The sequence below is a fragment of the Micromonospora sp. DSM 45708 genome (assembly GCF_039566955.1).
GTDB lineage: Bacteria > Actinomycetota > Actinomycetes > Mycobacteriales > Micromonosporaceae > Micromonospora.
Genome location: NZ_CP154796.1, coordinates 4,794,429 through 4,818,210, shown reverse-complemented (window position 1 = coordinate 4,818,210; position 23,782 = coordinate 4,794,429). Strand labels below are relative to the sequence as shown.

Below are 23,782 nucleotides of genomic sequence, written 5' to 3'. Positions count from 1 at the left end.
GGGCGTCTCCGGTCGGTTATGTCGAGTTACGGATTGTCTGTCGGACTCAGTTCGCCATGAGATCGGTGCCGCGCCAACTGAACTCCGGGTCCGTCGCGTACCGCACGGTGATCTTCACGAGATCCTCCGCGTACTTGTTCGCGTGGTGCCCACAGAACACCAGCTCGCTCCCACCCGAGAGGGTGATCCGGAGCTTGCCGGCAGCATTACAGCGGTCGCACCGTTCATCGGCGGCCGGGGGGCTCACCGTCTCGGGCGGCGGCGTGAGGGTCGGGGTCATCGCCTTCCTCCTCTGGTCGTCACCGATGAACACACTCGTCGGTCGTTGCTCACCTATCCTGCAACACCCATCTCGGGCGCTGCCTTCCCTGTGTGCCCGCGGGGGACCGAGGTCACACCTGGCGTGGAAGACAGTGTGCCGTGCACCAAGGGTGCCACGTCAACGATCACAAACAGGCAACCGACCGATCAACGATCGGTGTTCTACGGTTGGTGATCAAACCGACACGACTGGTTGACGTGTGCGGTCAGTCCAGGTAGTCGCGGAGCACCTGGGAACGCGAGGGGTGCCGCAACTTGGACATCGTCTTGGACTCGATCTGCCGGATGCGTTCCCGGGTCACGCCGTACACCTGGCCGATCTCGTCCAGGGTGCGCGGCTGGCCGTCGGTGAGGCCGAAGCGCAGGCGTACCACGCCCGCCTCACGCTCGGACAACGTCTGGAGGACCTGCTGGAGCTGGTCCTGAAGCAGGGAGAACGATACCGCGTCGACCGCCACGACGGCCTCGGAGTCCTCGATGAAGTCGCCGAGCTGGCTGTCGCCCTCGTCGCCGATGGTCTGGTCGAGCGAGATGGGCTCCCGGGCGTACTGCTGGATCTCCAGCACCTTCTCCGGTGTGATGTCCATCTCCTTCGCCAGCTCCTCCGGGGTGGGCTCGCGGCCCAGGTCCTGGAGCAGCTCGCGCTGGATCCGGCCGAGCTTGTTGATCACCTCGACCATGTGCACCGGGATGCGGATGGTGCGGGCCTGGTCGGCCATGGCGCGGGTGATGGCCTGGCGGATCCACCAGGTGGCGTACGTGGAGAACTTGTAGCCCTTGGTGTAGTCGAACTTCTCGACGGCGCGGATGAGGCCGAGGTTGCCCTCCTGGATCAGGTCGAGGAAGGCCATGCCGCGCCCGGTGTAGCGCTTGGCCAGCGAGACCACCAGTCGGAGGTTCGCCTCCAGCAGGTGGTTCTTGGCCCGCTCGCCGTCCCGGGAGATCCACATCAGGTCGCGCTGGAGATCGCGGACCAGCTTCTCCTCGCCCTCGTCGGCGGCGCGCAGCCGCTCGGCGGCGTAGAGGCCGGCCTCGATCCGCTTCGCGAGCTCGACCTCCTGCTCGGCGTTGAGCAGCGGCACCTTGCCGATCTGCTTGAGGTAGGCCCGGACCGAGTCGGCGGAGGCGGTCAGCTCGGCGTCCCGGCGCGCCTGCTTGAGCGCCTCGGACTCCTCGTCGTCCCACTCGAAGTCGTTGTCGGTGGCGGAGTTCGCGGCGTCGGCCTCGGCGGCCTGGGCCAGCTCGGCCGGCTCCTCGACCACCACGTCCTCGATCTCGGCGGCCAGCTCCTCCGGGTCGACCTCGCCCTCGGCGCCCTCGCCGGCCTTCGCCGGCTTCGCCGCGGCCGTCTTGGCGGCCACGGTGGCCTTGGTGGCCCGGGTCGCCTTCGTGGCCTTGGCCGGGACGGCGGCCTTGCCGGCCACCTCGGCGGTGGTGCCGGTGGCCTTGCGGGCGGTCGCCTTCCGTGGCGCCGGAGCGGGGGACTCCTCGGCGGCGGGCGCCTGCTTGGGGGCGGGCGCGACCGCCTTCTTGGTGGTCTTGGCGGTGGTGGCCCGGGAGGCCGGAGTGGCGGACCGGGCCGCGGCGACCCGGCGACGGGTGCTGGCGGAGCCGTCCACCACGACCGTCACGCCCGCCTCGGAGAGCGCGCGGAGGATCTTCTTGGCCTGGGCCGGCGTCACCTCAGCGGACTCGACGGTGCGCGCGAGCTGGGCCGACGTGAGCTGACCGCCGGCGCTCTGCGCGTGGGCGATCAGGGTGTCGGTGAGCGAGCGAACGTCGGCGCCGGTCTGGCGGGGTTCTGTCACGAATGACCTTCCGGAGGCGAAGAGCGAGCACGGCCGGGTCGTCCGGCGCAGCACGGGGCCGTGCCGGGCGAGTCGTTGAGGGACCCCCGTGTCCCGGTCCGTCCGGTCGTTGGCGGTCCGTGGCGCGTGGGCAGGGTGAATTGTAACGCCGTCTGCCGCGATCATCCTGCGCAGCACGGCGTACCGGCGGTCCGGGACCGCCGATTGGGCGCAGATGTGGACTTTGTAAGGATGATACTCACGCGCGGCCAGGCCGGTCCGGTCGTGCGGGAAGGGGACGGACATGATCGCCTCGGCGCCCACACCGCGGGAATTGCTCACCATCGCCGTCGAGGTGGCCCGGGACGCCGCGGCCACCGCCCACCGGATGCGTGCCGAGGGCGTCTCGGTGGCGGCGACCAAGAGCACCGCGACCGACGTGGTCACCGCCGCCGACCGCGCGGTGGAGCGGCAGGTGCTGGCCGCGTTGCGGGCCCGGCGGCCCGGCGACGCGGTGCTGGGCGAGGAGTACGGCGTGGACGAGACCGGCCCGGCCGCGGGGGACGGGGTGCGCTGGATCGTCGATCCGATCGACGGCACCGTCAACTACCTCTACGGGCTGCCCTACTGTGCCGTCTCGCTCGCCGCCGAGGTGGCCGGCGAGGTCGTCGCCGGGGTGGTGCGCAACGTGTTCACCGGCGAGGAGTGGACCGCGACCGCGGGCGGCGGCGCCTGGCGGGACGGCCGGCGGCTGCGCTGCTCCGCCGAGGCCGACCTCGGGCAGGCGCTGGTCGCCACCGGTTTCGGGTACGCCGCCGCCCGCCGCGCGCACCAGGCGCGGGTGGTCGCCGAGCTGATCCCGCACGTGCGCGACCTCCGCCGGATGGGCGCGGCTGCGCTCGACCTCTGCCTGGCCGCCGAGGGACGGGTGGACGCCTACTTCGAGAAGGGGCTGGCCGCCTGGGACCTCGCCGCGGGCGGGCTGGTCGCCCGGGAGGCGGGGCTGCTGGTGACCGGGTTGTCCGGCCGACCCGCCGGACCGGACCTGGTGCTCGCCGCGCCGCCGGCGCTGCACGGCCCGCTGCACACCCGGCTCGCCGACCTGGACGCCGACGGCGGCCCCTGACCGGTCACCCGTCCGACGGGTACGCGACGAGGGCGGCCTCCCGGACCGCGGAGACCGCCCTGCGTCGTCGTCGGGCCGGCGGACCGGCCCGCGGTCACTTCTCGGCCGGCATCGGGCACGTCTCGGGCGGCGCCTCGGGAGCGCCCAGGTCGCCCAGCGACTGGTTCACCTCGGTGGTGGTGGCCAACTGCTGGAACCCGTTGCCGAGGACCACGTCGACGGTGTCGTCCTTGCGGTCCGGCTGGAAGACCCGTTCGGCGTTGTTGAGGAAGTAGGCCCGCAGCAGGTGGGCCGAGCCGACGCCCTTGGGGCCGAAGCGCAGCACCGCCACGCCGTCGACCTCCTTCGACTCGTTGCCGACCTTCTTGACCTGGAACTTACGGTTGCGGAAGTCGTCCGCCACGCCGCCGGCCCGGCCGGACTCGTCGGTGGCGTTGTAGACGTTGATCTTCACGTCTTTCTGCTCACGCAGTCGCAGGTCGACCAGCGGCCAACCGTCTGGGCAGTCGGCGGCGGTGCCGGCCGAGCCCTGACTGTCGCGGACCACGGCGACGACCACGAAGACCAGGGCGATGACCGCCAGCAGTCCGACGACAACGAGTGCCCGCACTCGCGCAAAACTCATCCTGGGCGCTCCCCGGACAGTGATTGGGTGGCGGCGGCCGCCGCGGTCGGGCCGCGTCTGTCGGCCGTCGAAGTACGCCGCTGAGGTTAACCCTTGTCCGGCTCCCGCGTGGAAACAGTCCGACATGCTGGCGCGCCACTGGGGGAACGGGTAGGACTACCCCTATCTTCGTGTCGCCTGAGTCACATTGGGAACAACTTCGGGCGCAGGGGCGTACATCTCTCCCGCGAGGGCGGTATACATGCCTCGCCCAAAGGGGGGGTAAGGTTCCGCGCTCGCCGGAGGGTTCCGCTCCGGCGAACCCGGCCCACCGGTCGTCGGGTCGGGTGCCCGACACAGTTGGTGGCCGGCCAGGGGAACCGAAACGGCGTCGTCCGGCGTTACAACCGGCAGCGACCATATCGATATTGGAGAGTGAAACCGATGGCCACCGACTACGACGCCCCGCGTCGCGACGAGGTCGACCTCGGCGAGGACAGCCTCGAGGAGCTCAAGGCCCGGCGGGTCGACTCACAGTCGGGTGCTGTGGACGTCGACGAGGCCGAAGTGGCCGAGAGCTTCGAGCTGCCCGGCGCCGACCTGGCCGACGAGGAGCTCACGGTCAAGGTGCTCCCGATGCAGCAGGACGAGTTCCGCTGCGCCCGCTGCTTCCTGGTCCACCACCGCAGCCAGCTGGCGGTCGAGCGCAACGGCGACCTGATCTGCCGCGAGTGCGTCTGATCCCGAGCCGGGACACCGGCGGCGGCCTCCTCGCCGGGGCCGCCGCTGTTCGAGCCGCCGTGCGCCGGTGGCCGGAAGCTGCTTGACTCGTACGGGCGGCTGCCACGCCGCGCGGAGCAGGAGGGCGGACGGGTGAGCGAGCGCAGCGAGCGGGACGGCGGGACCGACCGGACGCCAGTCCCGGAGACGGGACCGACACCCGCCGCCCCGGGCCCGGCCGGCGGGACCGGCGAGGAGCTGGGCGCCACGGTCGCCGCCCTGACCGCCGACGACATCGCCCCGGCCCGCCGCCGGCAACTGCTGGTCCGGCTGGTCGGCCAGGCGCGGGCGCGCGGCCTCACCGACCTGTTCAAGCCCAGGGCGGCGCTGCGCTGGATGACGGACACCGTCGCCGAGGTCGCGCCGCACGTGCCGATCCGTGACCTCGCCACGCTGCGGCGGCACTTCCCCGGCCTGGACGACGACGCGCTCGCCGACCGGCTGGTCCGCAACGCGTCCCGGGCCACCGCCGGGGTCGGCGCGGCCGGCGGCGGGGTCGCCGCGGTCGAGTGGGCGGTCACGCCCACCCTGCTCTCCGCCCCGGTCCTGCTGGCCGCCGAGACGGTCGCCGTGGTGGCGATCGAGTTGAAGCTCATCGGGGAGCTGCACGAACTCCACCGGATGCCGCTGCCCACCGGCGGCACCGCGCGTGCCGTGGCGCTGGTGCAGTCCTGGGCCGGCCAGCGGGGGATCAACCCGATGATGCCCGGCGTCGGGGTGAGCGCCGTGCTGGGCACCGCCGCGCGCCGGGAGCTGCGGGACAGCCTGCTGCGTCGCTTCGGCCGCAACCTCACCACGCTCGGGCCGTTCCTGACCGGCGCCGCGGTGGCCGGCTACCTCAACCGGCGGGCCACCCGCGCGCTCGGCGAGCAGCTCCGCAAGGACCTCCGGCACACGTCGCGCGGCCTGCCCCACAAGCGGGGCTGACGGCCGGGCGGGAGGCGGTCAGGCGGCGTCGCGGGCGGCCAGCAGCGCGGTCGCCAGCTCCACCGGGTGCCGGGTGCTGACCACCCAGAACGGGGTGGGGTCCGCCGGGTCGTCCAGCACCACCTGGACGGCGCCGCCGATCCAGGGACGCTGCACCACGAACGCGAGCGGATCGGCGCCGACGCCGAGCACCTCGCGCCGGCCGGCCGCGTCCAGCGGCACCGCGTCCGCGACGTGGCGCACCGGGAGGTGGGCGTCGTCGACCCGCAGCTCGCCGTCGCGGACCTCGACCCGGATGCGGCCCAGCCACCACAGGGCGGCCACCGTGCCGGGGAGCAGCAGCACGAACGGCAGCCAGGCCCGGAACCCGATCGCGCCCAGCCACAGCTCGGCGGCGAGCAGCCCGGCCACGGCCAGCCCGGCGGGCCAGGCCCACCAGGGCAGCCCCAGGCGCTCCGCGTACGGCGCGGGGGTTTCCGTCGGGGCGGCCGGGGATGACGACTGACGCACACTGCGAGGGTACGGCGCGCGGCGGGCCGGCCAACCGGCAGGATGGCAGGGCACCCCGAGGACCGGACGGAAGAGGCTGACCGTGACAGATGTCGTACCCGTGCCCGTGCGGCAGCTCGACCCGGAGCTGCCGCTGCCGGCGTACGCCCATCCCGGCGACGCCGGCGCGGACCTGGTGGCCGCCGCGGACGTGGAGCTGCCGCCCGGTGGGCGGGCGTTGGTGCCCACCGGCGTGGCCGTGGCGCTGCCGGAGGGGTACGTCGGGCTGGTCCACCCCCGGTCGGGGCTGGCCGCCAGGCTCGGCGTGACGGTGCTCAACGCGCCCGGTACGGTCGACGCCGGCTACCGGGGTGAGATCCTGGTCAACCTGATCAACCATGATCGGGACACGCCGGCGCGGATCAGCCGGGGCGACCGGATCGCGCAGCTGGTGGTCCAGCGGGTCGCCCGGGCCGAGTTCCGGCCGGTGGCCGAGCTGCCCGGGTCCCGGCGCGGGACCGGCGGGCACGGGTCCACCGGCGGGCACGCCGGGCTGGTTCCGGCTCCGGGCGGCGGGCAGAGCGAAGAGGTGGCAGGGTGAGTGCGAACAGCGGAGGGTGGGCGCAGTGATCTTCTCCCGGAAGCGGGCCGACGAGGCGCGGCACGGGCGTGACAACGGGGTCCTCGACGCCGAGGAGACCCCGGCGGCGCCGGCTCGCGGCCCCTACGACGTCAGCGAGGCGCCCGACGCGCCCCGGCTCGACCTGGGCAGCCTCCAGATCCCGGCGGTGCCGGACGTGGAGGTGCGGGTGCAGGCCGACCCGCAGGGCGTGATCCAGCAGGTGGTGCTGGTGCACGGGCAGAACGCGTTGCAGCTCGGCGTGTTCGCCGCACCCCGCTCGGAGGGCATCTGGGACGAGGTGCGCGAGGAGATCCGCACCTCGCTGCTGAACGACGGCGCCGCCGCCCAGGAGGTCGAGGGAGAGCGCGGCACCGAGCTGCGGGCCCAGGTCCGCACCCCGGACGGCGTGACCGACCTGCGGTTCATCGGCGTCGACGGGCCGCGCTGGATGGTGCGGGGCGTCTTCCAGGGCCAGGCGGCCACCGACCCGGCCGCCGCCGGCCCGCTCGCGGCCTGCCTGGACGGCCTGGTGGTGGACCGCGGCCAGGAGGCCAAGCCGGTCCGCGAGCCGCTGCCGCTGCGGCTGCCCCGCGAGGTCGCCGAGCAGCAGGCCGCCGAGCAGCAGGCCGCCGGCCCGCAGGAGGTCTGAGCCACACCGTGCCGGGCCCGGTCCGGTCGGCCCCGAGCCGACCGGACCGGGCCCGCCGCGTGTGCGCATCCGGCGTGCCGCCGGTCCCGCCGTCGGGCCGGACCGGCGTACGCTGGCGGGACGGTTCCGCCACCCGCGGGACCCCGGCGCGGAGAGGGTGACGCGGAGGTCATGACGACCGACCAGGGCCGGGTGTCGCTGCGGCGGCTGCTGCAACGGTTCACCGCGAGCGAGGCCGAGATCGAGGCGCAGGAGCTGCGCCGGGAGAGCGCCGAGTCCGGCGGCACCCCCACCCACCAGTGCAACCGCGGCCAGGTCGTCGCGGTGGCCGGGCGGCTGCGCACCGTGGTCTACACGCCGCGCACCAACCTGCCCACGCTGGAGGCCGACCTCTACGACGGCAACGACGTGGTCACGCTGGTCTGGCTGGGCCGGCGGCACATCGCCGGGATCGAGCCGGGCCGGCACCTCACCGCCCGCGGCCGGGTGGCCGTGCGGGACGACCGCAAGGTGATCTACAACCCGTACTACGAGCTGGAGCCGCCGAAGTGACGACCGGACAGCAGCGCACCCCGTCGGGCCTCGACCCGCAGGACGAGGAGCGGCTGCCCAGCATCGCCGAGCAGATGGCCGACCAGCTCGGCGGCTGGCGCGGCCTGGTCGAGTCGAGCATCCCGGTGGTGGTCTTCGTGATCGCCAACGTGGTGGGCGAGCTGCGCCCCGCCGTGATCGCCTCGGTCGCGGTGGCGCTGCTGATCGCCGTGCTCCGGCTGGTCCAGCGCCGGCCGGTGCGGCACGCGGTCAACGGGCTGTTCGGCGTCGGCATCGGCGCGGCCATCGCCTGGCGGACCGGCAACGAGCGCGACTTCTACCTGCCCGGCATCCTCTACGGCATCGGCTACGGCCTGGCGCTGCTGCTCTCCGCCGCGATCCGGCAGCCGCTGGTCGGCTGGATCTGGTCGGTGCTGGTCGCCAAGGGCCGCTCCGAGTGGCGCGACGACCCCAAGCTGGTGCGCACGTTCACCCAGCTCACCGTGCTCTGGGGCGTGGTGTGGCTGGCCAAGGTCGGCGTGCAGGCCGGGCTCTACCTGGCCCACCAGGACACCGCGCTCGGCGTGGCCCGGCTCGCCCTGGGCTACCCGCCGTACGCGCTGCTGCTGCTGATCACGGTCTGGGTGGTGCGCCGGGTCACCCGGGAGGGCGCCGCGACCCCGCTGCCGGGGGCCTGAGCCCGCTCAGGAGCGCTCGCGGTACCGCTCGGTGCTCTCCGGGCCGAGGATCACCGCGCGCACCTCGTCCTCCACCTCGGCGGTGCACACGAACACCAGCTCGTCGCCGGCCTCGATCGGGTCGTCCGGGGTGGGCACCAGCACCCGCTTGCCGCGCAGGATCGCCACCAGCGCCGCGTCCCGGGGAATCGGCACCGCGTGGATCGGCTGCCCCACGTAGGGCGCGGTCGGCGGCAGGGTGATCTCCACCAGGTTCGCCTCGCCCTGCCGGAACGTCATCAGCCGGACCAGGTCGCCGACGGTCACCGCCTCCTCGACCAGCGCGGCCATCACCCGTGGCTTGCTGACCGCGACGTCCACGCCCCACTGCTCGGTGAACAGCCACTCGTTCTCCGCCCGGTTGACCCGGGCCACCACCCGGGGCACCGCGAACTCGGTCTTGGCCAGCAGCGAGACCACCAGGTTGACCTTGTCGTCGCCGGTGGCCGCGACCACCACGTCGCAGCCGGCCACGTCGGCCTCCTCCAGGCTGGCCAGCTCGCACGCGTCGGCCAGCACCCAGTCGGCGGTCGGCACCCGGTCGGGCCGCAGCATCTTGGGCTGCCGCTCGATCAGCATCACCTGATGGCCGTTGTCGATCAGCTCCTGGGCGATCGAGCGGCCCACGTTGCCGGCGCCGGCGATGGCGATCCGCATGACTCAGTGCCCCCCTTCCGGCGGCGCCGCCGCCACCGAGGCGACCGAGGCGACGATGTCGTCGGTCACCAGCATGAAGACCTGGTCGCCCTCCTGCACCACGGAGGAGGCGGTGGGCAGCGTGCCGATCCCGAAGCGGGTCAGGTAGGCCACCCGGGCGCCGGCGGACTCCTCGAGCTGGCGCAGCGGCCGGCCGATCCAGTCCTTGTGCACCGGCACCTCGACGATCGACACGGTGCTGGTCAGGTCGCGGAAGATCTCCACGTTCCCCTCGGGCACCAGGTGGCGCAGCATCCGGTCGGCGGTCCACCGGACGGTCGCCACGGTCGGGATGCCGAGGCGCTCGTAGACCTGGGCGCGACGCTGGTCGTAGATCCGGGCCGCCACCCGGGACACGCCGAACGTCTCCCGGGCCAGCCGGGCCGAGATGATGTTGGAGTTGTCGCCGCTGGAGACCGCGGCGAACGCGTCGGCCCGCTCGATGCCGGCCTCGCGCAGCACCTCGCCGTCGAAGCCGGCGCCGGTGACCGTGATGCCGGCGAAGTCGGGGCCGAGCCGGCGGAACGCGTCCGCGTCCTGGTCGATCACCGCCACCGAGTGCCCCCGGGACTCCAGGCTGTGCGCCAGGGTCGACCCGACCCGGCCGCAACCCATGATCACGACATGCACGGTGTCCGCTCCTCCCACGGTGCCGCCCGCCGACCCGTCGTCTGCGAGCCTGCCACGTCCCCGCCCCCGGCGGGGCACCGACGGTACCGCGCGGGCGCGCGCGGCGGTGATCAGCCACCCCACCGTCCCGCGCCGGGGGGCCGTACGCTTGTCGGTTGTGGCCAGCCCCACCTCGCTGCTGAAGCGACTCCTCCTCGGTCGACCGTTCCGGTCCGACCGCCTCCAGCACACCCTGCTACCGAAGCGCATCGCCCTGCCGGTCTTCGCCTCCGACGCGCTCTCCAGCGTGGCGTACGCGCCGGACGAGATCCTGCTGACGCTCTCCATCGCCGGCGCGTCCGCGTTCATCTTCTCGCCGTGGATCGCGCTCGCCGTCGTCGTGGTGATGCTCACCGTGGTGGCCAGCTACCGGCAGAACGTGCACGCCTACCCGTCCGGCGGCGGCGACTACGAGGTGGCCACCGTCAACCTGGGCCCGCGGGCCGGGCTCGCGGTGGCCAGCGCGCTGCTTGTCGACTACGTGCTGACGGTCGCGGTGTCGGTCTCCTCCGGAGTGGCGAACCTCGGCTCGGTGGTGCCGTTCGTGGCCACCCACAAGGTGCTCATCGCGGTCAGCGCGGTGGTCCTGCTCACCGCGATCAACCTGCGCGGGTTGCGCGAGTCGGGCACCGCGTTCGCCATCCCCACCTACGGCTTCGTCATCGTCATCGTCGGCATGTTGCTGACCGGGTTCGTGCGGATCTTCGTGCTCGGCGACGACCTGCGCGCGCCCAGCGCCGGCCTGGAGATCCGCGCCGAACACAGCGTCACCGGGTTCGCGCTGATCTTCCTGCTGCTGCGCACGTTCTCCTCCGGCTGCGCGGCGCTCACCGGCGTGGAGGCGATCTCCAACGGCGTCCCGGCGTTCAAGTCGCCCAAGTCGAAGAACGCGGCGACCACGCTGCTGCTGCTCGGCGGCATCGCGGTCGCCATGCTGGTCGGCATCATCGCGCTGGCCCGCCGGACCGGCCTCCAGTACGTCGAGAGCCCCAGCCAGATCGTCTCCGGCCCCGACGGGTACGTGCAGAAGACGGTCACCACCCAGCTCGGCGAAACCGTGTTCGGCGGCGGGTCGGTGCTGCTCTACGTCGTCGCCGGGATGACCGCGCTGATCCTGTTCCTGGCCGCGAACACCGCGTTCAACGGCTTCCCGGTGCTCGGCTCGATCCTGGCGCAGGACCGCTACCTGCCGCGTCAACTGCACACCCGGGGCGACCGGCTGGCGTTCTCCAACGGCATCGTCTTCCTGGCCGTCTCCGCGGTGGTGCTGATCGTCGGCTTCCAGGCCGAGGTGACCCGGCTCATCCAGCTCTACATCGTCGGCGTGTTCGTCTCGTTCACGCTGTCCCAGCTCGGCATGATCCGGCACTGGAACCGGCACCTGCGCAACGAGCGCGACCCGGAGGCCCGGCGGCGGATGGTCCGCTCCCGGGCCATCAACGCGTTCGGCATGGCCATGACCGGCGTGGTGCTGGTCATCGTGCTGGTCACCAAGTTCCTGCTCGGCGCGTGGATCGCGATCGTCGCGATGGCCGTGATGTACGTGGTCATGCTCGGCATCCGCCGCCACTACGACCGGATCGCCGCGGAGCTGGAGCCGACCGAGCAGCGGGCCGTGCTGCCGGCCCGCAACCACGCCATCGTGCTGGTCAGCAAGCTGCACCAGCCCACGTTGCGGGCCGTCGCGTACGCCCGGGCCACCCGGCCGGACACGCTCACCGCGGTGACCGTCAACGTGGACGAGAAGGACACCCGAGCCCTCCAGGCCGACTGGGAACGGCGGGAGCTGCCGGTGCCGCTGACCGTGATCGACTCCCCGTACCGGGAGATCACCCGGCCGATCCTCAACTTCGTCGCCTCGGTCCGCCGCGAGTCGCCCCGCGACGTGGTCACCGTCTTCATCCCGGAGTACGTGGTGGGGCGCTGGTGGGAGAACCTGCTGCACAACCAGAGCGCGCTGCGGCTCAAGGGCCGGCTGCTGTTCGAGCCGGGCGTGATGGTGACCAGCGTGCCCTGGCAGCTCGCGTCCACCGCCAGCAAGAACCTGGACCGCCTGGACGCCACGCTCAGTCGCGGCCCGGCGCGTGGCCCCCGGGTCGCGCCGCAGAGCACCCTGCCGCCGCCCGTGCCGCCGGTCGGCACCACGCCCTCCGGTGAGCAGGAGGGCCGGCCGTGAGCGCGGGGAGTGAGCCGGTCCTGCGAGCCCCGCAGTCGCGAACGAAGGGTGATGCCGTGGACGCGCCGGAACGCCCCGGGCTGGCGGAGGCCGAGCGGGTCGAGCTGACCGTGGACGCGGTCGCCCCGGGCGGGCACTGCGTGGCCCGGGCCGGCGGCCAGGTGGTCTTCGTCCGGCACGCGCTGCCCGGCGAACGGGTGGTCGCCGAGGTGACCGAGCTGCACCGGGGCTTCGCCCGCGCCGACGCGGTGGAGATCCTCGACGCCTCGCCGGACCGGGTCACCCCGCCCTGCCCGTACGCCCGGCCGGGCGCGTGCGGCGGCTGCGACCTCCAGCACGTCGCCCCGGCCGCCCAGCTCGACTGGAAGGTCGCCGTGGTGCGCGAGCAGCTCACCCGGCTGGGCCGGCTCACCGACGCGCAGACCGACGCGCTCGGCGTCCGGGTCGAGGCGCTGCCCGGCGGGCCGCTGGGCTGGCGCTCCCGGGTCCGCTACGCGGTCGACGCCGCCGGCCGGGCCGGGCTGCTCAAGCACCGCTCGCACGAGGTGGTGCCGATCGACCGCTGCCGGATCGCCCACCCGGCGATCCGGGAGCTGCCGGTGCTCCCGTCCACCGGGGCGCGCTGGCCGGACGCGGACGCGGTGGAGACGGTCGCCAGCACCGGCGGGGACGTCGCCGTGCTCGCGTACGCCGACGGGGTCGCCACCGCCGTGAGCGGGCCGGAGCGGGTCCGGGAGACGGCGGCCGGGCGGTCCTTCACGCTGTCCGCGTCCGGTTTCTGGCAGGTGCACCCGGCCGCGGCGGACGCCCTGGTCGGCGCCGTGCTCGACCTGCTCGACCCGCGACCCGGCGAGACCGCCTGGGACCTGTACGGCGGGGCCGGGCTGTTCGCCGCCGCGCTCGCCGGCCGGGTCGACGGCGCCCGGGTGACGGTTGTCGAGTCCGCGCCGGACGGGGTGGCCGCGGCCCGGACGAACCTGGCCGACCTGACCGCCGTGGAGGTGGTCGCGGCCCGGGTGGAGACCGCGCTGGCCCGCCGCCGGATCACCGGCCCGGTCGACCTGGTGGTGCTCGACCCGCCGCGCTCCGGCGCGGGTGCGGCGGTGGTGGCCGGCGTGGTGGCCGCCGACCCGCGGGCGGTGGCGTACGTGGCCTGTGACCCGGCCGCCTTCGCCCGGGACGTGCGCACGTTCGCCGAGGCGGGCTGGCGGCTGGCCGCGCTGCGCGGCTTCGACCTGTTCCCGATGACCCAGCACGTCGAGCTGGTCGGCTTGTTCCAACGTGGTTAGCCTGGCCCGATGAAGATCGTCGGGCTGATGTCGGGCACGTCCTACGACGGCGTGGACGTGGTGGCGGGCGAGTTCACGCTCGACGGGGACACGCTGCGGCTACGGCCGCTCGGGCACCGCGAGCTGGCGTACCCGGACGACCTGCGGGCGCGGATCGAGGCGCTGCTGCCGCCGGCCGCCACCACGGTCGAGGCGGTCTGCCGGCTCGACAACCGGCTCGGCGAGGTGTTCGCCGAAGCCGCCGCCGTCGGCGTGGAGCTGGCCGGGGGCGCCGTCGACGCGGTGGTGTCCCACGGGCAGACCGTCTTCCACTGGGTCGAGGCCGGCCGGGTGCGCGGCACGCTCCAGCTCGGCGCGCCGGCCCGGGTGGCCGCGCGGGTCGGCGTACCGGTGCTGCACGACCTGCGCTCGGCGGACGTGGCGGCCGGCGGGCAGGGTGCGCCGCTGGTCCCGGCGTTCGACGCGCTGCTGCTCGACCCGGCCGTCGGTGCGGCCCCGCGGGCCGCGCTCAACCTCGGCGGGATCGCGAACCTCACCGTGGTCGCGCCCGGTGCGCCGGTCCTCGGGTACGACGTGGGCCCCGCCAACGCGCTGCTGGACGCCGCCGCCCGGCGCTTCCTGGGCCGTCCCTGCGACGTCGACGGGGCGCGGGCCGCGGCCGGCCGGGTGCACGGGGCGCTGCTGGCCCGGCTGCTCGCCGAGCCGTACTACGCCGCGCCGCCGCCCAAGTCGACGGGCAAGGAGCTGTTCCACGGCGGCTACCTGGACGCCGCGCTGGCCGCGCTCGGCGAGCCGGTGGCCGCCGACGACGTGCTGGCCACGCTCACCGAGCTGACCGCCCGCACGGTCGCGGACGCCTGCGACCGGCACCGGGTCACCGAGGTGGTGGCCGCCGGCGGGGGAGTGCGTAATCCCACACTCCGGGCGCGGCTGGCCGCGCTCGGCGTCGGCCGCTGGCGGCTGCGGACCACCGACGAGCTGGGCGTCCCGGCGCAGGCCAAGGAGGCGTACGCGTTCGCGCTGCTGGGCTGGTTGAGCTGGCACGGGCTGCCCGGCGCGGTGCCGTCGGTGACCGGCGCGTCCCGGGCCGCGGTGCTCGGCTCCTGGACCCCGGCCGGGCCGGCGTTCGGGGCGCCGACCCCGGCGCCGCCGCGTCGGCTGACGGTGTCGTCCTGAGCCACGGCTCGGCTGCGGACTGTGCCACGGCCGATAGACTCTCCGGTCATGAGTGTTGAAGAGGGCACGGCCAACCACGGTCGGCTGCTGGGCGCCGTCCGTGGCCCGCAGGACGTGAAGCGGATGACCGCCGAGCAGCTGGACATCCTCGGCGCCGAGATCCGTGACTTTCTGATCGCCAAGGTCTCCCGCACCGGCGGGCACATCGGCCCCAACCTCGGCGTCGTCGAGCTGACGCTGGCCATGCACCGGGTGTTCGACTCCCCGCGCGACCGGCTCCTCTTCGACACCGGGCACCAGGCGTACGTACACAAGATCCTCACCGGCCGGCAGGAGGGCTTCGACAAGCTCCGCCAGCGCGGTGGCCTCTCCGGCTACCCCAGCCAGGCGGAGAGCGAGCACGACCTGATCGAGAACTCGCACGCCTCCACCGCCCTGTCGTACGCCGACGGGCTGGCCAAGGCGTACGCGCTGCGCGGTGAGAAGCGGTCCGTGGTGGCCGTGGTGGGCGACGGCGCGCTCACCGGCGGCATGTGCTGGGAGGCGCTCAACAACATCGCCACCGCCGGCAACCCGCTGATCATCGTGGTCAACGACAACGGCCGGTCCTACTCGCCGACCATCGGCGGCCTCGCCGACCACCTGTCGTCGCTGCGGCTCAACCCCGGCTACGAGAAGGTGCTCGACACCGTCAAGGACGCGCTCGGCAACACCCCGTTCGTCGGCAAGCCGATGTACGAGGTGCTGCACGCGGTCAAGAAGGGCATCAAGGACGCGGTCGCCCCGCAGGCCATGTTCGAGGACCTCGGCATCAAGTACGTCGGCCCGGTCGACGGCCACGACGTGCCGGCGGTCGAGGCGGCGCTGCGCGCGGCGAAGAACTTCGGCGGTCCGGTGATCGTGCACGCGGTCACCCGTAAGGGCTACGGCTACCGTCCCGCCGAGGACGACGAGGCCGACTGCCTGCACGGCCCCGGCGCGTTCGACGCGGAGACCGGTCAGCTCGTCGCCGCGCCGTCGGTGAAGTGGACCCACGTGTTCGCCAACGAGCTGGTGACGATCGCCGACGAGCGCCCCGACGTGGTCGGCATCACCGCCGCCATGGCGGAGCCCACCGGCATCGCCACGCTGGCCCGCAAGTACCCGGAGCGGGTCTACGACGTGGGCATCGCCGAGCAGCACGCCGCCACGTCCGCCGCCGGCCTGGCGATGGGTGGCCTGCACCCGGTGGTCGCGGTCTACGCCACGTTCCTCAACCGCGCGTTCGACCAGGTCCTGCTGGACGTGGCGATGCACAAGCTGCCGGTCACGTTCGTGCTGGACCGGGCCGGCATCACCGGCCCGGACGGGCCCAGCCACTACGGCATCTGGGACATGTCGGTCTTCGGCGTGGTGCCCGGCCTGCGCATCGCCGCGCCCCGCGACTCGGCCACGCTGCGCGAGGAGCTGCGCGAGGCGATCGCCGTCGACGACGGCCCGACCATCCTGCGCTTCCCGACCGGCACCGTCGCCGCCGACCTCCCGGCCGTGCGCCGGGTCGGCCCGGTCGACGTGCTGGCCGAGTCGGCGCGTACCGACGTGCTGCTGGTCGCGGTCGGCTCGTTCGCCGGCCTCGGCATGGAGGTCGCGTCCCGGGTCGCCGAGCAGGGCTACGGCGTCACCGTGGTCGACCCGCGCTGGGTCCGCCCGGTTCCGGCCGAGCTGGTCGAGCTGGCCGCCGCGCACCGCCTCGTGGTCACCGTCGAGGACGGCGTCCGGGTCGGCGGCGTCGGCTCCGCGCTGGCCCAGGCGATGCGGGACGCCGACGTCCGCGTGCCGGTGCGCGACCTCGGCGTACCGGCCGACTGGCACCCGCACGGCACCCGCGCGCAGATCCTGTCCGACCTGGGGCTGACCGCGCAGGACGTGGCGCGCGACGTCACCGGTTGGATCTCCGGCCTGGACGCCGCGCCGGTCGAGCCGGCCACCGACGGGGCCGCCGCGCAGAACTGATCCCGGTCCCGGTGTCCGGGCGGTCCCGCTGTCGCGGGGCCGCCCGGACCCTGTTCCGGGATCCCTCGCGCGTTCGGCGTCCCCTACCTGCCCATGCCCCTGACCACCCCTGACCCACCCCCGACGCCCCCCGACGCCCGCGTTCCCTCCTTCGGCGTGATCAAGGAGTTTGCGTCGGAATCGATCTCCGCGGCGACGCGAACTCCTTGATCATCCGCATGCTGTCGCCCGGCCGGCGCACAGATCGTCGCGCCGAACCCTGGTGCGGTGCGTTGATCAAGGAGTTGGGGGCGGACGGGGGTCAGCGGGGGGAGGAGAGGGAGCGGTACCAGGTCTTCTCGGTGCCGGCCAGGCTGAACGTCTGCTTGGCGTCGGTCTGCTCGACCACCACCAGGCCCGGGCGGTCGACCAGGCGGGTGGTGCCGGGCGGCGCGGCGAACGAGGCGTCCCGGGTGCGCCAGGTGAGCACCGCGAGCGGCTGGCCGGGCACCGGCAGGGGGTACGCCTGGAGCGTGGTGGACCGGTCGGCGGGCGAGACGACCGGCGTACCGCCGTCGGCCGGGCGGTAGAGCACCGCGGTCATCGTCCCGCTCGGACTCTCCCAGCTGAGCTGCTCCAGGTCGCCCGGCTCCCCGCCGCCGAGCGCGACCTCGCCCAGCGAGCGCGTCGCGATCTTCGCCATCGGCCAGGACTCGGGCGTGGAGCGGGGCGCCTCGCGGTCGCCGAGGCGGCGCGGGACGCTGCCGAACGGGCCCCGCTCCGCGGCCAGCGCGCAGGTGTCCAGGCCGGTCAGCGCGCGCCTGCCGGCGCCGGTCTCGTCGCGTACCAGCGGGTAGCGGGGCGCTTCGGTGGCCGTACCCAGGTCGAGGACGCGGTCCGCGGCCCGGCCGCGCGGCAGCGACGGCGTGGGCCGCAGCGTCGCGGTCAGCTCGACGGCCCGGCAGGGCGGCACCGCGACCGGCTCGGTGACGCCGTCGGTGCCGGGCACCGTCCGGCCGTCCGGGCCGAGCAGGCGCTCGACCCGGGCGGAGGTGAGGTAGCGACGCCCGGTGGGCTGCCGCACCGGGAGCACGTCGGCGTAGACCAGGTAGCCGGGCTCGGTGTACTCGGTGGCGTGCGCCACCCGCCACCGCTGCCCGTCCCGGTCCAGTTGCAGCAACCAGGAGGCGGACTCGCCGGGCACGTCGGCGGCGACCAGGGCCAGCGGGACGCCGGCCACCTCGCCGGAGAAGAGGATGCCGGAGGAGGGCAGGTGGGCCCGGTCGTCGACCGGCGAGCGCCAGTCACGCACCGCAGCGGTGATCGCGGCGGTGGTGGCGGCGTCCCGGGCCAGGCTGCCGCGTGGCGGCCAGACCGCGAGCGTGCCGTCCAGGCTGTCGTAGCCGACCCGCAGGTCCGCCGGCTGGCGCTCGGTCACCGGCCCGCAACCGGCTGTGGCCAGCGCCAACGCTGCCAGCGCGGCGCCCGTCACCGCGTTTCGGCGGGCTGAAAGCACCCTGATCCCCTCGCCGGTCGTCGGTCGGAAGCCCACATGGTACGAGACGTCCCGTCGCCCGGCCGCGCCCGGCTCACCCTTTCGGCCCACTGAACGTCGCGGAACGTGACGTGCGATTCGTGGCTCAATATCCGGCTCCGGTAGACTCCGCCGACTGTGACGCCAGCCGAGACCCGCGGCGCCTCGACGCCGGCCGCCGCCGCCCCGACGGGCTCCCGATCCGTCACCCTCGACCCCCCACCGCCGCTCACCCGGACCGAGCCGCCGGCCACACCCACCACCGAGGACGCCGCGCCGGCCGCCCGCCGCCGGTGGCGGTGGCGGTGGACGCGCCGCCGCATCGACCTGGTCGTGTACGCCGGTTTCCTGCTCGCCGCGATCTGGGTCACCAGCGGCATCTGGGCCGACCCGGCCGGTCGGGTGGCCGCGCTCTACAGCAGCGACCCGGCCCAGGTGCAGTTCTTCCTCGCCCACTCGGTGCGGGTGGTGCTGCACGGCGAGTTCCCGTTCTTCACCGAGCAGTTCAACTACCCCGACGGGGTCAACCTGATGGCGAACACCGCCATCCTGGCGCTCGGCATCCCGATGGTGCCGGTGACCCTCCTGTTCGGACCGGCGGTCTCCTTCGTCACGCTGGTCACGCTCGGCCTGGCCGGCACCGCCGCCGCCTGGTACCGGGTGCTCTCCCGGCACCTGGTCCGGCACCGGCCGGCCGCCGCGGTCGGCGCCTGGTTCTGCGGGTTCTCACCGGCGATGCTGTCGCACGCCAACTGGCACCCGAACATCATCAGCCAGTTCCTGCTGCCGTTCATCGTCTGGCGGGTGCTGGTGCTGACCCGCTCCGTCCGGCCGGTCCGCGACGGCGCGCTGCTCGCCCTGCTGGTCGTGGTGCAGGCGTTCATCAACGAGGAGATCCTGCTCTTCACCGCGCTGGCGCTCGGGGTGTTCCTGCTCGCCGTGCTGGCGCAGCAGCGGGACCGGTGGGCCACCGCGTGGCGACCGCTCGGCACCGGCCTGGCGGTCTGCGCGGTGCTGGCCGGCGCGCTGCTGGCGTACCCGCTGTGGGTGCAGTTCGCCGGTCCGATGGCGTACCACGGGCTCAGCGACGCGGTACGCGACTACGGCAACGACATCGCCGCGTTCGTGGCCCCCGGCTCGCCCACGTTCGGCGGCAACGAGCGGGCCAACGTCAACCTGGCCCCGAACTACTCGGAGGAGAACGCGTTCTTCGGCTGGAGCCTGGCACTGCTGGCCGTCGGCATCGTCGTCTGGCTGCGGCGGGACGTGATGGTCCGGGCGCTGGCCGCGACCGGGCTGTTCTTCGCGGTGCTCTCGCTCGGCGAGCGGATCTCCTGGTGGGACCGGGACCTGGTGACCGGCCCGTGGGAGCTGCTGGTGCGGCTGCCGCTGCTGGACGCCGTGGTGCCGACCCGGTTCGGCCTGATCACCAGCGTGACGGTGGCGATCCTGCTGGCGTACGCGGTGCGCAGCGCCTGGGTGCTGCGCGGTGTGGAGCGGCGGACCGCCCGCACGCTGACCGCCGCCGGCCTGGTCTTCGCGTTGCTGCCGATCGCGCCGATGCCGCTGCGGGTCACCACCCGCCCGCCGGTGCCGGAGTTCATCACCGCCGACCGCTGGCGGCAGTACGTCGGACCGGACCAGACACTGGTCTCCGTGCCGGTGCCGGCGATGGGCAACACCGACCCGATGCGCTGGGCGGCCAGCACCGACCTGGCGTTCAAGATCCCCGGCGGCTACTTCCTCGCGCCGCGCAACGGCGTCACCGGCGACCCGGGCCGCTTCGGCGGCCGGCGCAGCGGCATCGGCGAGATGCTGGCGGACGTGGCGTCCACCGGGCGTACGCCGAAGCTCGACGACCGGCAGCGTCGTCGCTTCCTGGACGAGCTGCGGCACTGGAACGCGGCCGTGGTGGTGCTGCCGCTCGACGAGCAGAACGCCGAGCCGCTGCGGCGCACCGTGGAGCAGTTGGTCGGGCCGGCCCGGCAGGAGCTGGACGTGTGGGTGTGGGACGTCCGGACACTGACCGACCGGTCCGCCTGAGTCCCGCGGCCCGCCCCGCCCCCGCGCCCCGGCGACGGTGGCGGCCCCGGCCGGTCGACGCGCTCGTGGTGGCCGGCTACCTCGCCCTGGCCGTGCTGCTCACCGCCGACCAGTGGCGTCGTCCGGAGCGGCTGTTCCACCAGGCCGGCGACCAGATGCTGTTCGAGTGGATGCTGGCCCGGGCCGCCCGCGCGGTGACCGGCGGCGAGAACCCGCTGCACAGCCCCGCGCTGAACGCCCCGGACGGGGTGAACCTGATGGCCAACACCTCGGTGCTCGGGCTGGGCGTGCCGCTCACCCCGGTCACCGTGGCGTTCGGCGCCCAGGCGGCGTTCCTGGTCGCGGTGGCGCTCAGCCTCGCCGGCACCGCCACCGCCTGGTACGCGCTGCTGGCCCGCCGGCTGGTCCGCTCCCGGGTCGCCGCCGCGGTGGGCGGCCTGGTCTGCGGGTTCGCCCCCGGCATGGTGGCGCAGGCCGGGGCGCACCTGCACATGGCCGCCCAGTTCCTGGTCCCGGTGATCCTCGCGTTGGTGTTCCGGCCGGCCACCGACCGGGTCCGGCGCGACGGCGTGCTGCTCGGGCTCGTGGTCGCGTACCAGGTCTTCCTCGGCGAGGAGGTGCTGGTCTTCCTGGCGCTGGCCGCCGGCGTGCTGGCCGGGGCGTACGCGCTGGCCGACCGGGACACCGCGCGCCGGCTGGCGCCCGTGGTGGCGCGCCGGCTGGGCCTCGGCGCGCTGGTCGCCGGCGTGCTGCTGGCGTACCCGCTGTGGTTCCAGTTCCTCGGCCCCGGCCACTACACCGGGATGCCGTTCCACACCCGCGGCTACCGGCTGGACCTGGCCTCGTTCACCGCCACCGCCCGGCAGACCGTGGGCGGGGACGGCCACCGGGCCGGACTGCTGTCGCCGAACCCGACCGAACAGAACTCGTTCTTCGGCCCGTTCCTGCCGCCGCTGGCGCTGCTGGTGGTGGTGCGGCTGTGGCACCGGCCGCTGGTGCGCGCGCTCGCCGCGTGCGGCCTGCTGTTCGCGTTGCTGTCGCTCGGCACCACAGTGGTGGTGAACCGGTACGACACCGGGCTGCCCGGCCCGTACCGGCTGCTCGCCGGCGTGCCGCTGCTGGACCTGGTGGTGCCGGCGCGGTTCGCGCTGGTCTGCGTGCCGGTGCTGGGGGTGCTGCTGGCGCTGGCGGTGGACCGGGTCCGGGGCGCCACCGCACGCGGGCGGGCGCTGTGGGCCGTCGCGGTCGCCGCCGCGCTGCTGCCGCTCGTCCCGACCCCGATCCGCACCGTGCCGGTCACGCCGGTGCCGGCCGTGGTGACCGGCGGCGGCTGGCGGGCGTACGTCCCGCCGGGCCGGACGCTGGTGCCGGTGCCGCCGGTCACCGGCGCGGCGGTCAGCCCGGCCATGTTCTGGTCGGCGCGCGCCGGGCTGGCCTTCGACGCGCCGGGTGGCTACTTCATCGGGCCACGCTCGGCCGCCGACCCGGCCGCCCGGTGGGGCGCGCCGGACCGGCCGACGTCGCTGCTGCTGCGCCGGGCCGCCGAGACGGGCCAGGTGCCGCCGGTGGGCGACGCGGAACGCCGGCAGGCGGTGGCGGACCTGCGGCACTGGCGGGCGGCGGCGCTGGTGCAGGCCGACTCGTCACCCGGCGACCCGGTACGCGTCACCGTGGACGCCCTGGTCGGCCCCGGGCGGGACGTGCCCGGCGGGTACCTGTGGGACGTCCGCCCGCTGCTCGGTGGCTGACCCTCACACCCGGTCGCGCACGTCCCACAGCCACACGTCGTCCACCCGCTGGGCGGGGCCGAGCAGCGCGGTCATCAGGTCACGCAGCACCGCCTCGCGCGGACCGGCGCCGAGCACCACCACCGACGCCCGCCAGAACCGCAGGTCCTCGACGGCCTGCCGGCGGTTCTCCGCGGTGATCTCGGGCAGTTCGTCGCGGTCCATGGTGGCGTAGATCAGCGTGCTGGTCGGACGGTTCGGGGCGCCGAACACGCCCTCGCCCAGCTCATTCGGGCCGATGAAGTAGCCGCCCGGGATCGGGAACTCCTGCCCGGTCAGCGCGCTCCAGCGCAGCGTCGGCAGCCCGTGCACGTTGCTCGGGATCGGCACCGGCACCAGCGTCCGGCCGGCCGGCACGTAGGGCCGCCAGCCGCCGGCGGTGATGAAGTGCGGCGGCGGGTCCATCCGCTGCGCCGGCAGCGGACGCGGGACCAGCGGCAGCAGGGCGGCCACGATCGCGGCGTACCCGACCAGGCGCAGTGCCCGCGGCCGGCCGGTCGCGGGCCGGGCCGCGGCCCGGTCGGTGTCGTCGGCTCCGGCGTCGGTCGGGTCGGCGTCGTGGTCGCCCGAGCGGGGCGCGGGCACCGGGGCGTTCCCGGGCCGGCCGACGCGGGCCGACGCGTCCCAGGCCAGGGCGAGCAGCACGCCCACGGCGGCCACCACCACCAGGCTCAACCGGGTCGGCATCATCATCTCGACCAGCGGCAGGTCGTCCGGCACGTACGCCCACGGGCCGGCCACGCTCGTCTCCGCGCCGTCGAAGCGCACCACGGGGCCGATCGAGGCGATCGTGAAGAGCACCACCAGCACGGCCAGGATCCGGGCCGGCACCGACCGGCGCACCAGCAGCACCAGCGCGGCCAGCGCGACAAGCACCAGCGGCCAGCCGAACCAGGTGTTCTGCTCGGTCAACCCGATGGTCTTCTCCACCGCCTCGTCCCCGGCGACGGTGTCCCGGGCGAACGTGACGAAGGCCATCAGGTCCTCGCCCCAGTTGTGGAAGACGCCGCCCTGCAACCCCCGGTAGGACTGCGGGCCGTTGAACTGGAACCAGATCGGGTACGCGGTGAGCAGTAGCGCCAGCCCGCCGCCGACGGAGATCGCGGCCAGGAACGACAGGGCCCGGGCCCGCGTCTCGCGTGGCCGCTGCACCGCGTACGCCGCCACGACGACCAGGCAGGCCAGCGCCGTGAGCAGCAGCATCTCCTCGTTGATGAAGATCTGGTACGCCACCAGCAGCCCGAGCGCCACCCCGTTGCGCCGCCAGCGTCCCGGCTCGCCGAGCCGGAGCACCCGGGCCACGATCAGCGGGAGCAGGAAGTTCGACACGAAGTTCGGCTGCCCGTTGGCGTGGTGGACGATGCCCGGGGCGAAGCCGAGGAACGCGCCGCCGACGAACGCCGCCCCCCGCGAGCGGACCAGGTGCCGCGACAGCGTCCAGTACGCCGTGGCGGCGGTCGCCGACAGCGCCGCGCCCAGGTAGAGCGCGTACATCACCTGCGGGCCGAGCAGCATGGTCAGCGGCGCGAGCGGCAGCGTCACCCCGAGCAGCGAGGTGTTCGCCATCATGTTCACCCCGTCCGGCGCGTTCTGCCGGGCGGTGAACAGGGGGTTCTCCAGGTGCCGCACCGAGTACGCGCCGTGCGCGAACAGCCACTCGAACCAGCTGTGGTCGGTGGGCAGGTGCGAGGACACCCGGTGCTGCACGTCGCCCCAGTAGTTGAGGCAGACGAGAACGCCGAGTAGCGCATAGGCTCCGATGGCCAGCGCGTCGGCGCGTGCCGGTCGGCGACGGGGCCGTCGTGGCGGATCCGCCGCGACGGCGTCCACCTCGACGGATGAGGAGTTCAGCGAGGGGTCCACCACCG

General features: G+C 74.2%; 21 protein-coding genes. 13 read left to right on the top strand and 8 right to left on the bottom strand.

The window, feature by feature from the left end:
- Positions 1–46: 46 nt before the first annotated feature.
- Positions 47–280 (bottom strand): DUF7455 domain-containing protein, encoded by a 234-nt coding sequence (locus VKK44_RS20435; RefSeq protein WP_091070720.1) that lies wholly within the window; start codon positions 278–280, stop codon positions 47–49.
- Between the two features lie 247 nt (positions 281–527).
- The gene (locus VKK44_RS20430; RefSeq protein ID WP_343442776.1) at positions 528–2,129 is read right to left on the bottom strand and encodes an RNA polymerase sigma factor; all 1,602 of its coding nucleotides are present in this window, start codon (positions 2,127–2,129) and stop codon (positions 528–530) included.
- A 283-nt stretch (positions 2,130–2,412) separates the two neighbouring features.
- On the opposite strand from VKK44_RS20430, the gene VKK44_RS20425 reads away from it, so the two are divergent.
- Positions 2,413–3,234 carry an inositol monophosphatase family protein gene (locus tag VKK44_RS20425; protein WP_343442775.1) on the top strand — a complete coding sequence of 274 codons (822 nt, stop codon included), beginning with the start codon at positions 2,413–2,415 and terminating at the stop codon, positions 3,232–3,234.
- A 94-nt stretch (positions 3,235–3,328) separates the two neighbouring features.
- On the opposite strand, the gene VKK44_RS20420 is transcribed toward VKK44_RS20425, so the two are convergent.
- Positions 3,329–3,844 (bottom strand): LytR C-terminal domain-containing protein, encoded by a 516-nt coding sequence (locus VKK44_RS20420; protein WP_343447830.1) that lies wholly within the window; start codon positions 3,842–3,844, stop codon positions 3,329–3,331.
- Positions 3,845–4,282: 438 nt separating this feature from the next.
- Here VKK44_RS20420 and VKK44_RS20415 point away from each other — a divergent pair, with 438 nt between their 5' ends.
- A complete protein-coding gene (locus tag VKK44_RS20415) occupies positions 4,283–4,579 on the top strand; it encodes a DUF4193 domain-containing protein (RefSeq protein ID WP_013284790.1) in 297 nt (98 codons plus the stop codon).
- Between the two features lie 237 nt (positions 4,580–4,816).
- Positions 4,817–5,545: a hypothetical protein gene (locus tag VKK44_RS20410; protein WP_343447829.1), complete on the top strand. Its 729-nt coding sequence runs from the start codon at positions 4,817–4,819 to the stop codon at positions 5,543–5,545.
- A gap of 18 nt (positions 5,546–5,563) precedes the next feature.
- On the opposite strand, the gene VKK44_RS20405 is transcribed toward VKK44_RS20410, so the two are convergent.
- Positions 5,564–6,055, bottom strand: coding sequence for a DUF3093 domain-containing protein (locus tag VKK44_RS20405; protein WP_343442774.1), 492 nt, complete (start codon positions 6,053–6,055; stop codon positions 5,564–5,566).
- A gap of 82 nt (positions 6,056–6,137) precedes the next feature.
- On the opposite strand from VKK44_RS20405, the gene dut reads away from it, so the two are divergent.
- From dut to VKK44_RS20385, 4 genes are all read left to right on the top strand, one after another.
- Complete coding sequence (gene dut, locus VKK44_RS20400; protein ID WP_343442773.1) at positions 6,138–6,635, top strand: dUTP diphosphatase; 498 nt, start codon at positions 6,138–6,140, stop codon at positions 6,633–6,635.
- Between the two features lie 25 nt (positions 6,636–6,660).
- The gene (locus VKK44_RS20395) at positions 6,661–7,305 is read left to right on the top strand and encodes a DUF3710 domain-containing protein (protein ID WP_343442772.1); all 645 of its coding nucleotides are present in this window, start codon (positions 6,661–6,663) and stop codon (positions 7,303–7,305) included.
- Positions 7,306–7,476: 171 nt separating this feature from the next.
- A complete protein-coding gene (locus tag VKK44_RS20390; RefSeq protein ID WP_343442771.1) occupies positions 7,477–7,857 on the top strand; it encodes an OB-fold nucleic acid binding domain-containing protein in 381 nt (126 codons plus the stop codon).
- The gene (locus VKK44_RS20385; protein WP_343442770.1) at positions 7,854–8,534 is read left to right on the top strand and encodes a DUF3159 domain-containing protein; all 681 of its coding nucleotides are present in this window, start codon (positions 7,854–7,856) and stop codon (positions 8,532–8,534) included. The genes VKK44_RS20390 and VKK44_RS20385 overlap by 4 nt, the downstream gene beginning before the upstream one ends.
- Positions 8,535–8,540: 6 nt before the next feature.
- Here the strand turns inward: VKK44_RS20385 and VKK44_RS20380 are convergent, their stop codons facing one another.
- Both VKK44_RS20380 and VKK44_RS20375 read right to left on the bottom strand, forming a co-directional pair.
- Entirely contained in the window at positions 8,541–9,230 is a 690-nt protein-coding gene (locus VKK44_RS20380; protein ID WP_343442769.1) for a potassium channel family protein, read from the bottom strand.
- 3 nt (positions 9,231–9,233) lie between these two features.
- Positions 9,234–9,899 carry a potassium channel family protein gene (locus VKK44_RS20375; RefSeq protein WP_343442768.1) on the bottom strand — a complete coding sequence of 222 codons (666 nt, stop codon included), beginning with the start codon at positions 9,897–9,899 and terminating at the stop codon, positions 9,234–9,236.
- Between the two features lie 157 nt (positions 9,900–10,056).
- Between VKK44_RS20375 and VKK44_RS20370 the strand changes: the two genes are divergently transcribed.
- The 4 genes from VKK44_RS20370 to dxs are packed head-to-tail and all read left to right on the top strand — an operon-like array spanning position 10,057 to position 16,571.
- A complete protein-coding gene (locus VKK44_RS20370) occupies positions 10,057–12,114 on the top strand; it encodes an APC family permease (protein WP_343442766.1) in 2,058 nt (685 codons plus the stop codon).
- 56 nt (positions 12,115–12,170) lie between these two features.
- A complete protein-coding gene (locus tag VKK44_RS20365) occupies positions 12,171–13,403 on the top strand; it encodes a class I SAM-dependent RNA methyltransferase (protein WP_343442765.1) in 1,233 nt (410 codons plus the stop codon).
- Between the two features lie 9 nt (positions 13,404–13,412).
- Positions 13,413–14,579 (top strand): anhydro-N-acetylmuramic acid kinase, encoded by a 1,167-nt coding sequence (locus VKK44_RS20360; RefSeq protein ID WP_343442763.1) that lies wholly within the window; start codon positions 13,413–13,415, stop codon positions 14,577–14,579.
- 48 nt (positions 14,580–14,627) lie between these two features.
- The gene (dxs, locus tag VKK44_RS20355; RefSeq protein WP_343442762.1) at positions 14,628–16,571 is read left to right on the top strand and encodes a 1-deoxy-D-xylulose-5-phosphate synthase; all 1,944 of its coding nucleotides are present in this window, start codon (positions 14,628–14,630) and stop codon (positions 16,569–16,571) included.
- Positions 16,572–16,872: 301 nt separating this feature from the next.
- Here dxs and VKK44_RS20350 read toward each other — a convergent pair whose 3' ends face one another.
- A complete protein-coding gene (locus VKK44_RS20350; RefSeq protein ID WP_343442761.1) occupies positions 16,873–18,066 on the bottom strand; it encodes a hypothetical protein in 1,194 nt (397 codons plus the stop codon).
- Between the two features lie 156 nt (positions 18,067–18,222).
- Between VKK44_RS20350 and VKK44_RS20345 the strand changes: the two genes are divergently transcribed.
- Both VKK44_RS20345 and VKK44_RS20340 read left to right on the top strand, forming a co-directional pair.
- Positions 18,223–20,127: a hypothetical protein gene (locus VKK44_RS20345; protein WP_343442760.1), complete on the top strand. Its 1,905-nt coding sequence runs from the start codon at positions 18,223–18,225 to the stop codon at positions 20,125–20,127.
- Positions 20,085–21,875 carry a hypothetical protein gene (locus tag VKK44_RS20340; RefSeq protein WP_343442759.1) on the top strand — a complete coding sequence of 597 codons (1,791 nt, stop codon included), beginning with the start codon at positions 20,085–20,087 and terminating at the stop codon, positions 21,873–21,875. Before VKK44_RS20345 ends, VKK44_RS20340 begins: the two co-directional genes overlap by 43 nt.
- A 3-nt stretch (positions 21,876–21,878) precedes the next feature.
- On the opposite strand, the gene VKK44_RS20335 is transcribed toward VKK44_RS20340, so the two are convergent.
- Positions 21,879–23,780: a hypothetical protein gene (locus VKK44_RS20335; RefSeq protein WP_458351681.1), complete on the bottom strand. Its 1,902-nt coding sequence runs from the start codon at positions 23,778–23,780 to the stop codon at positions 21,879–21,881.
- Positions 23,781–23,782 lie beyond the last annotated feature (2 nt).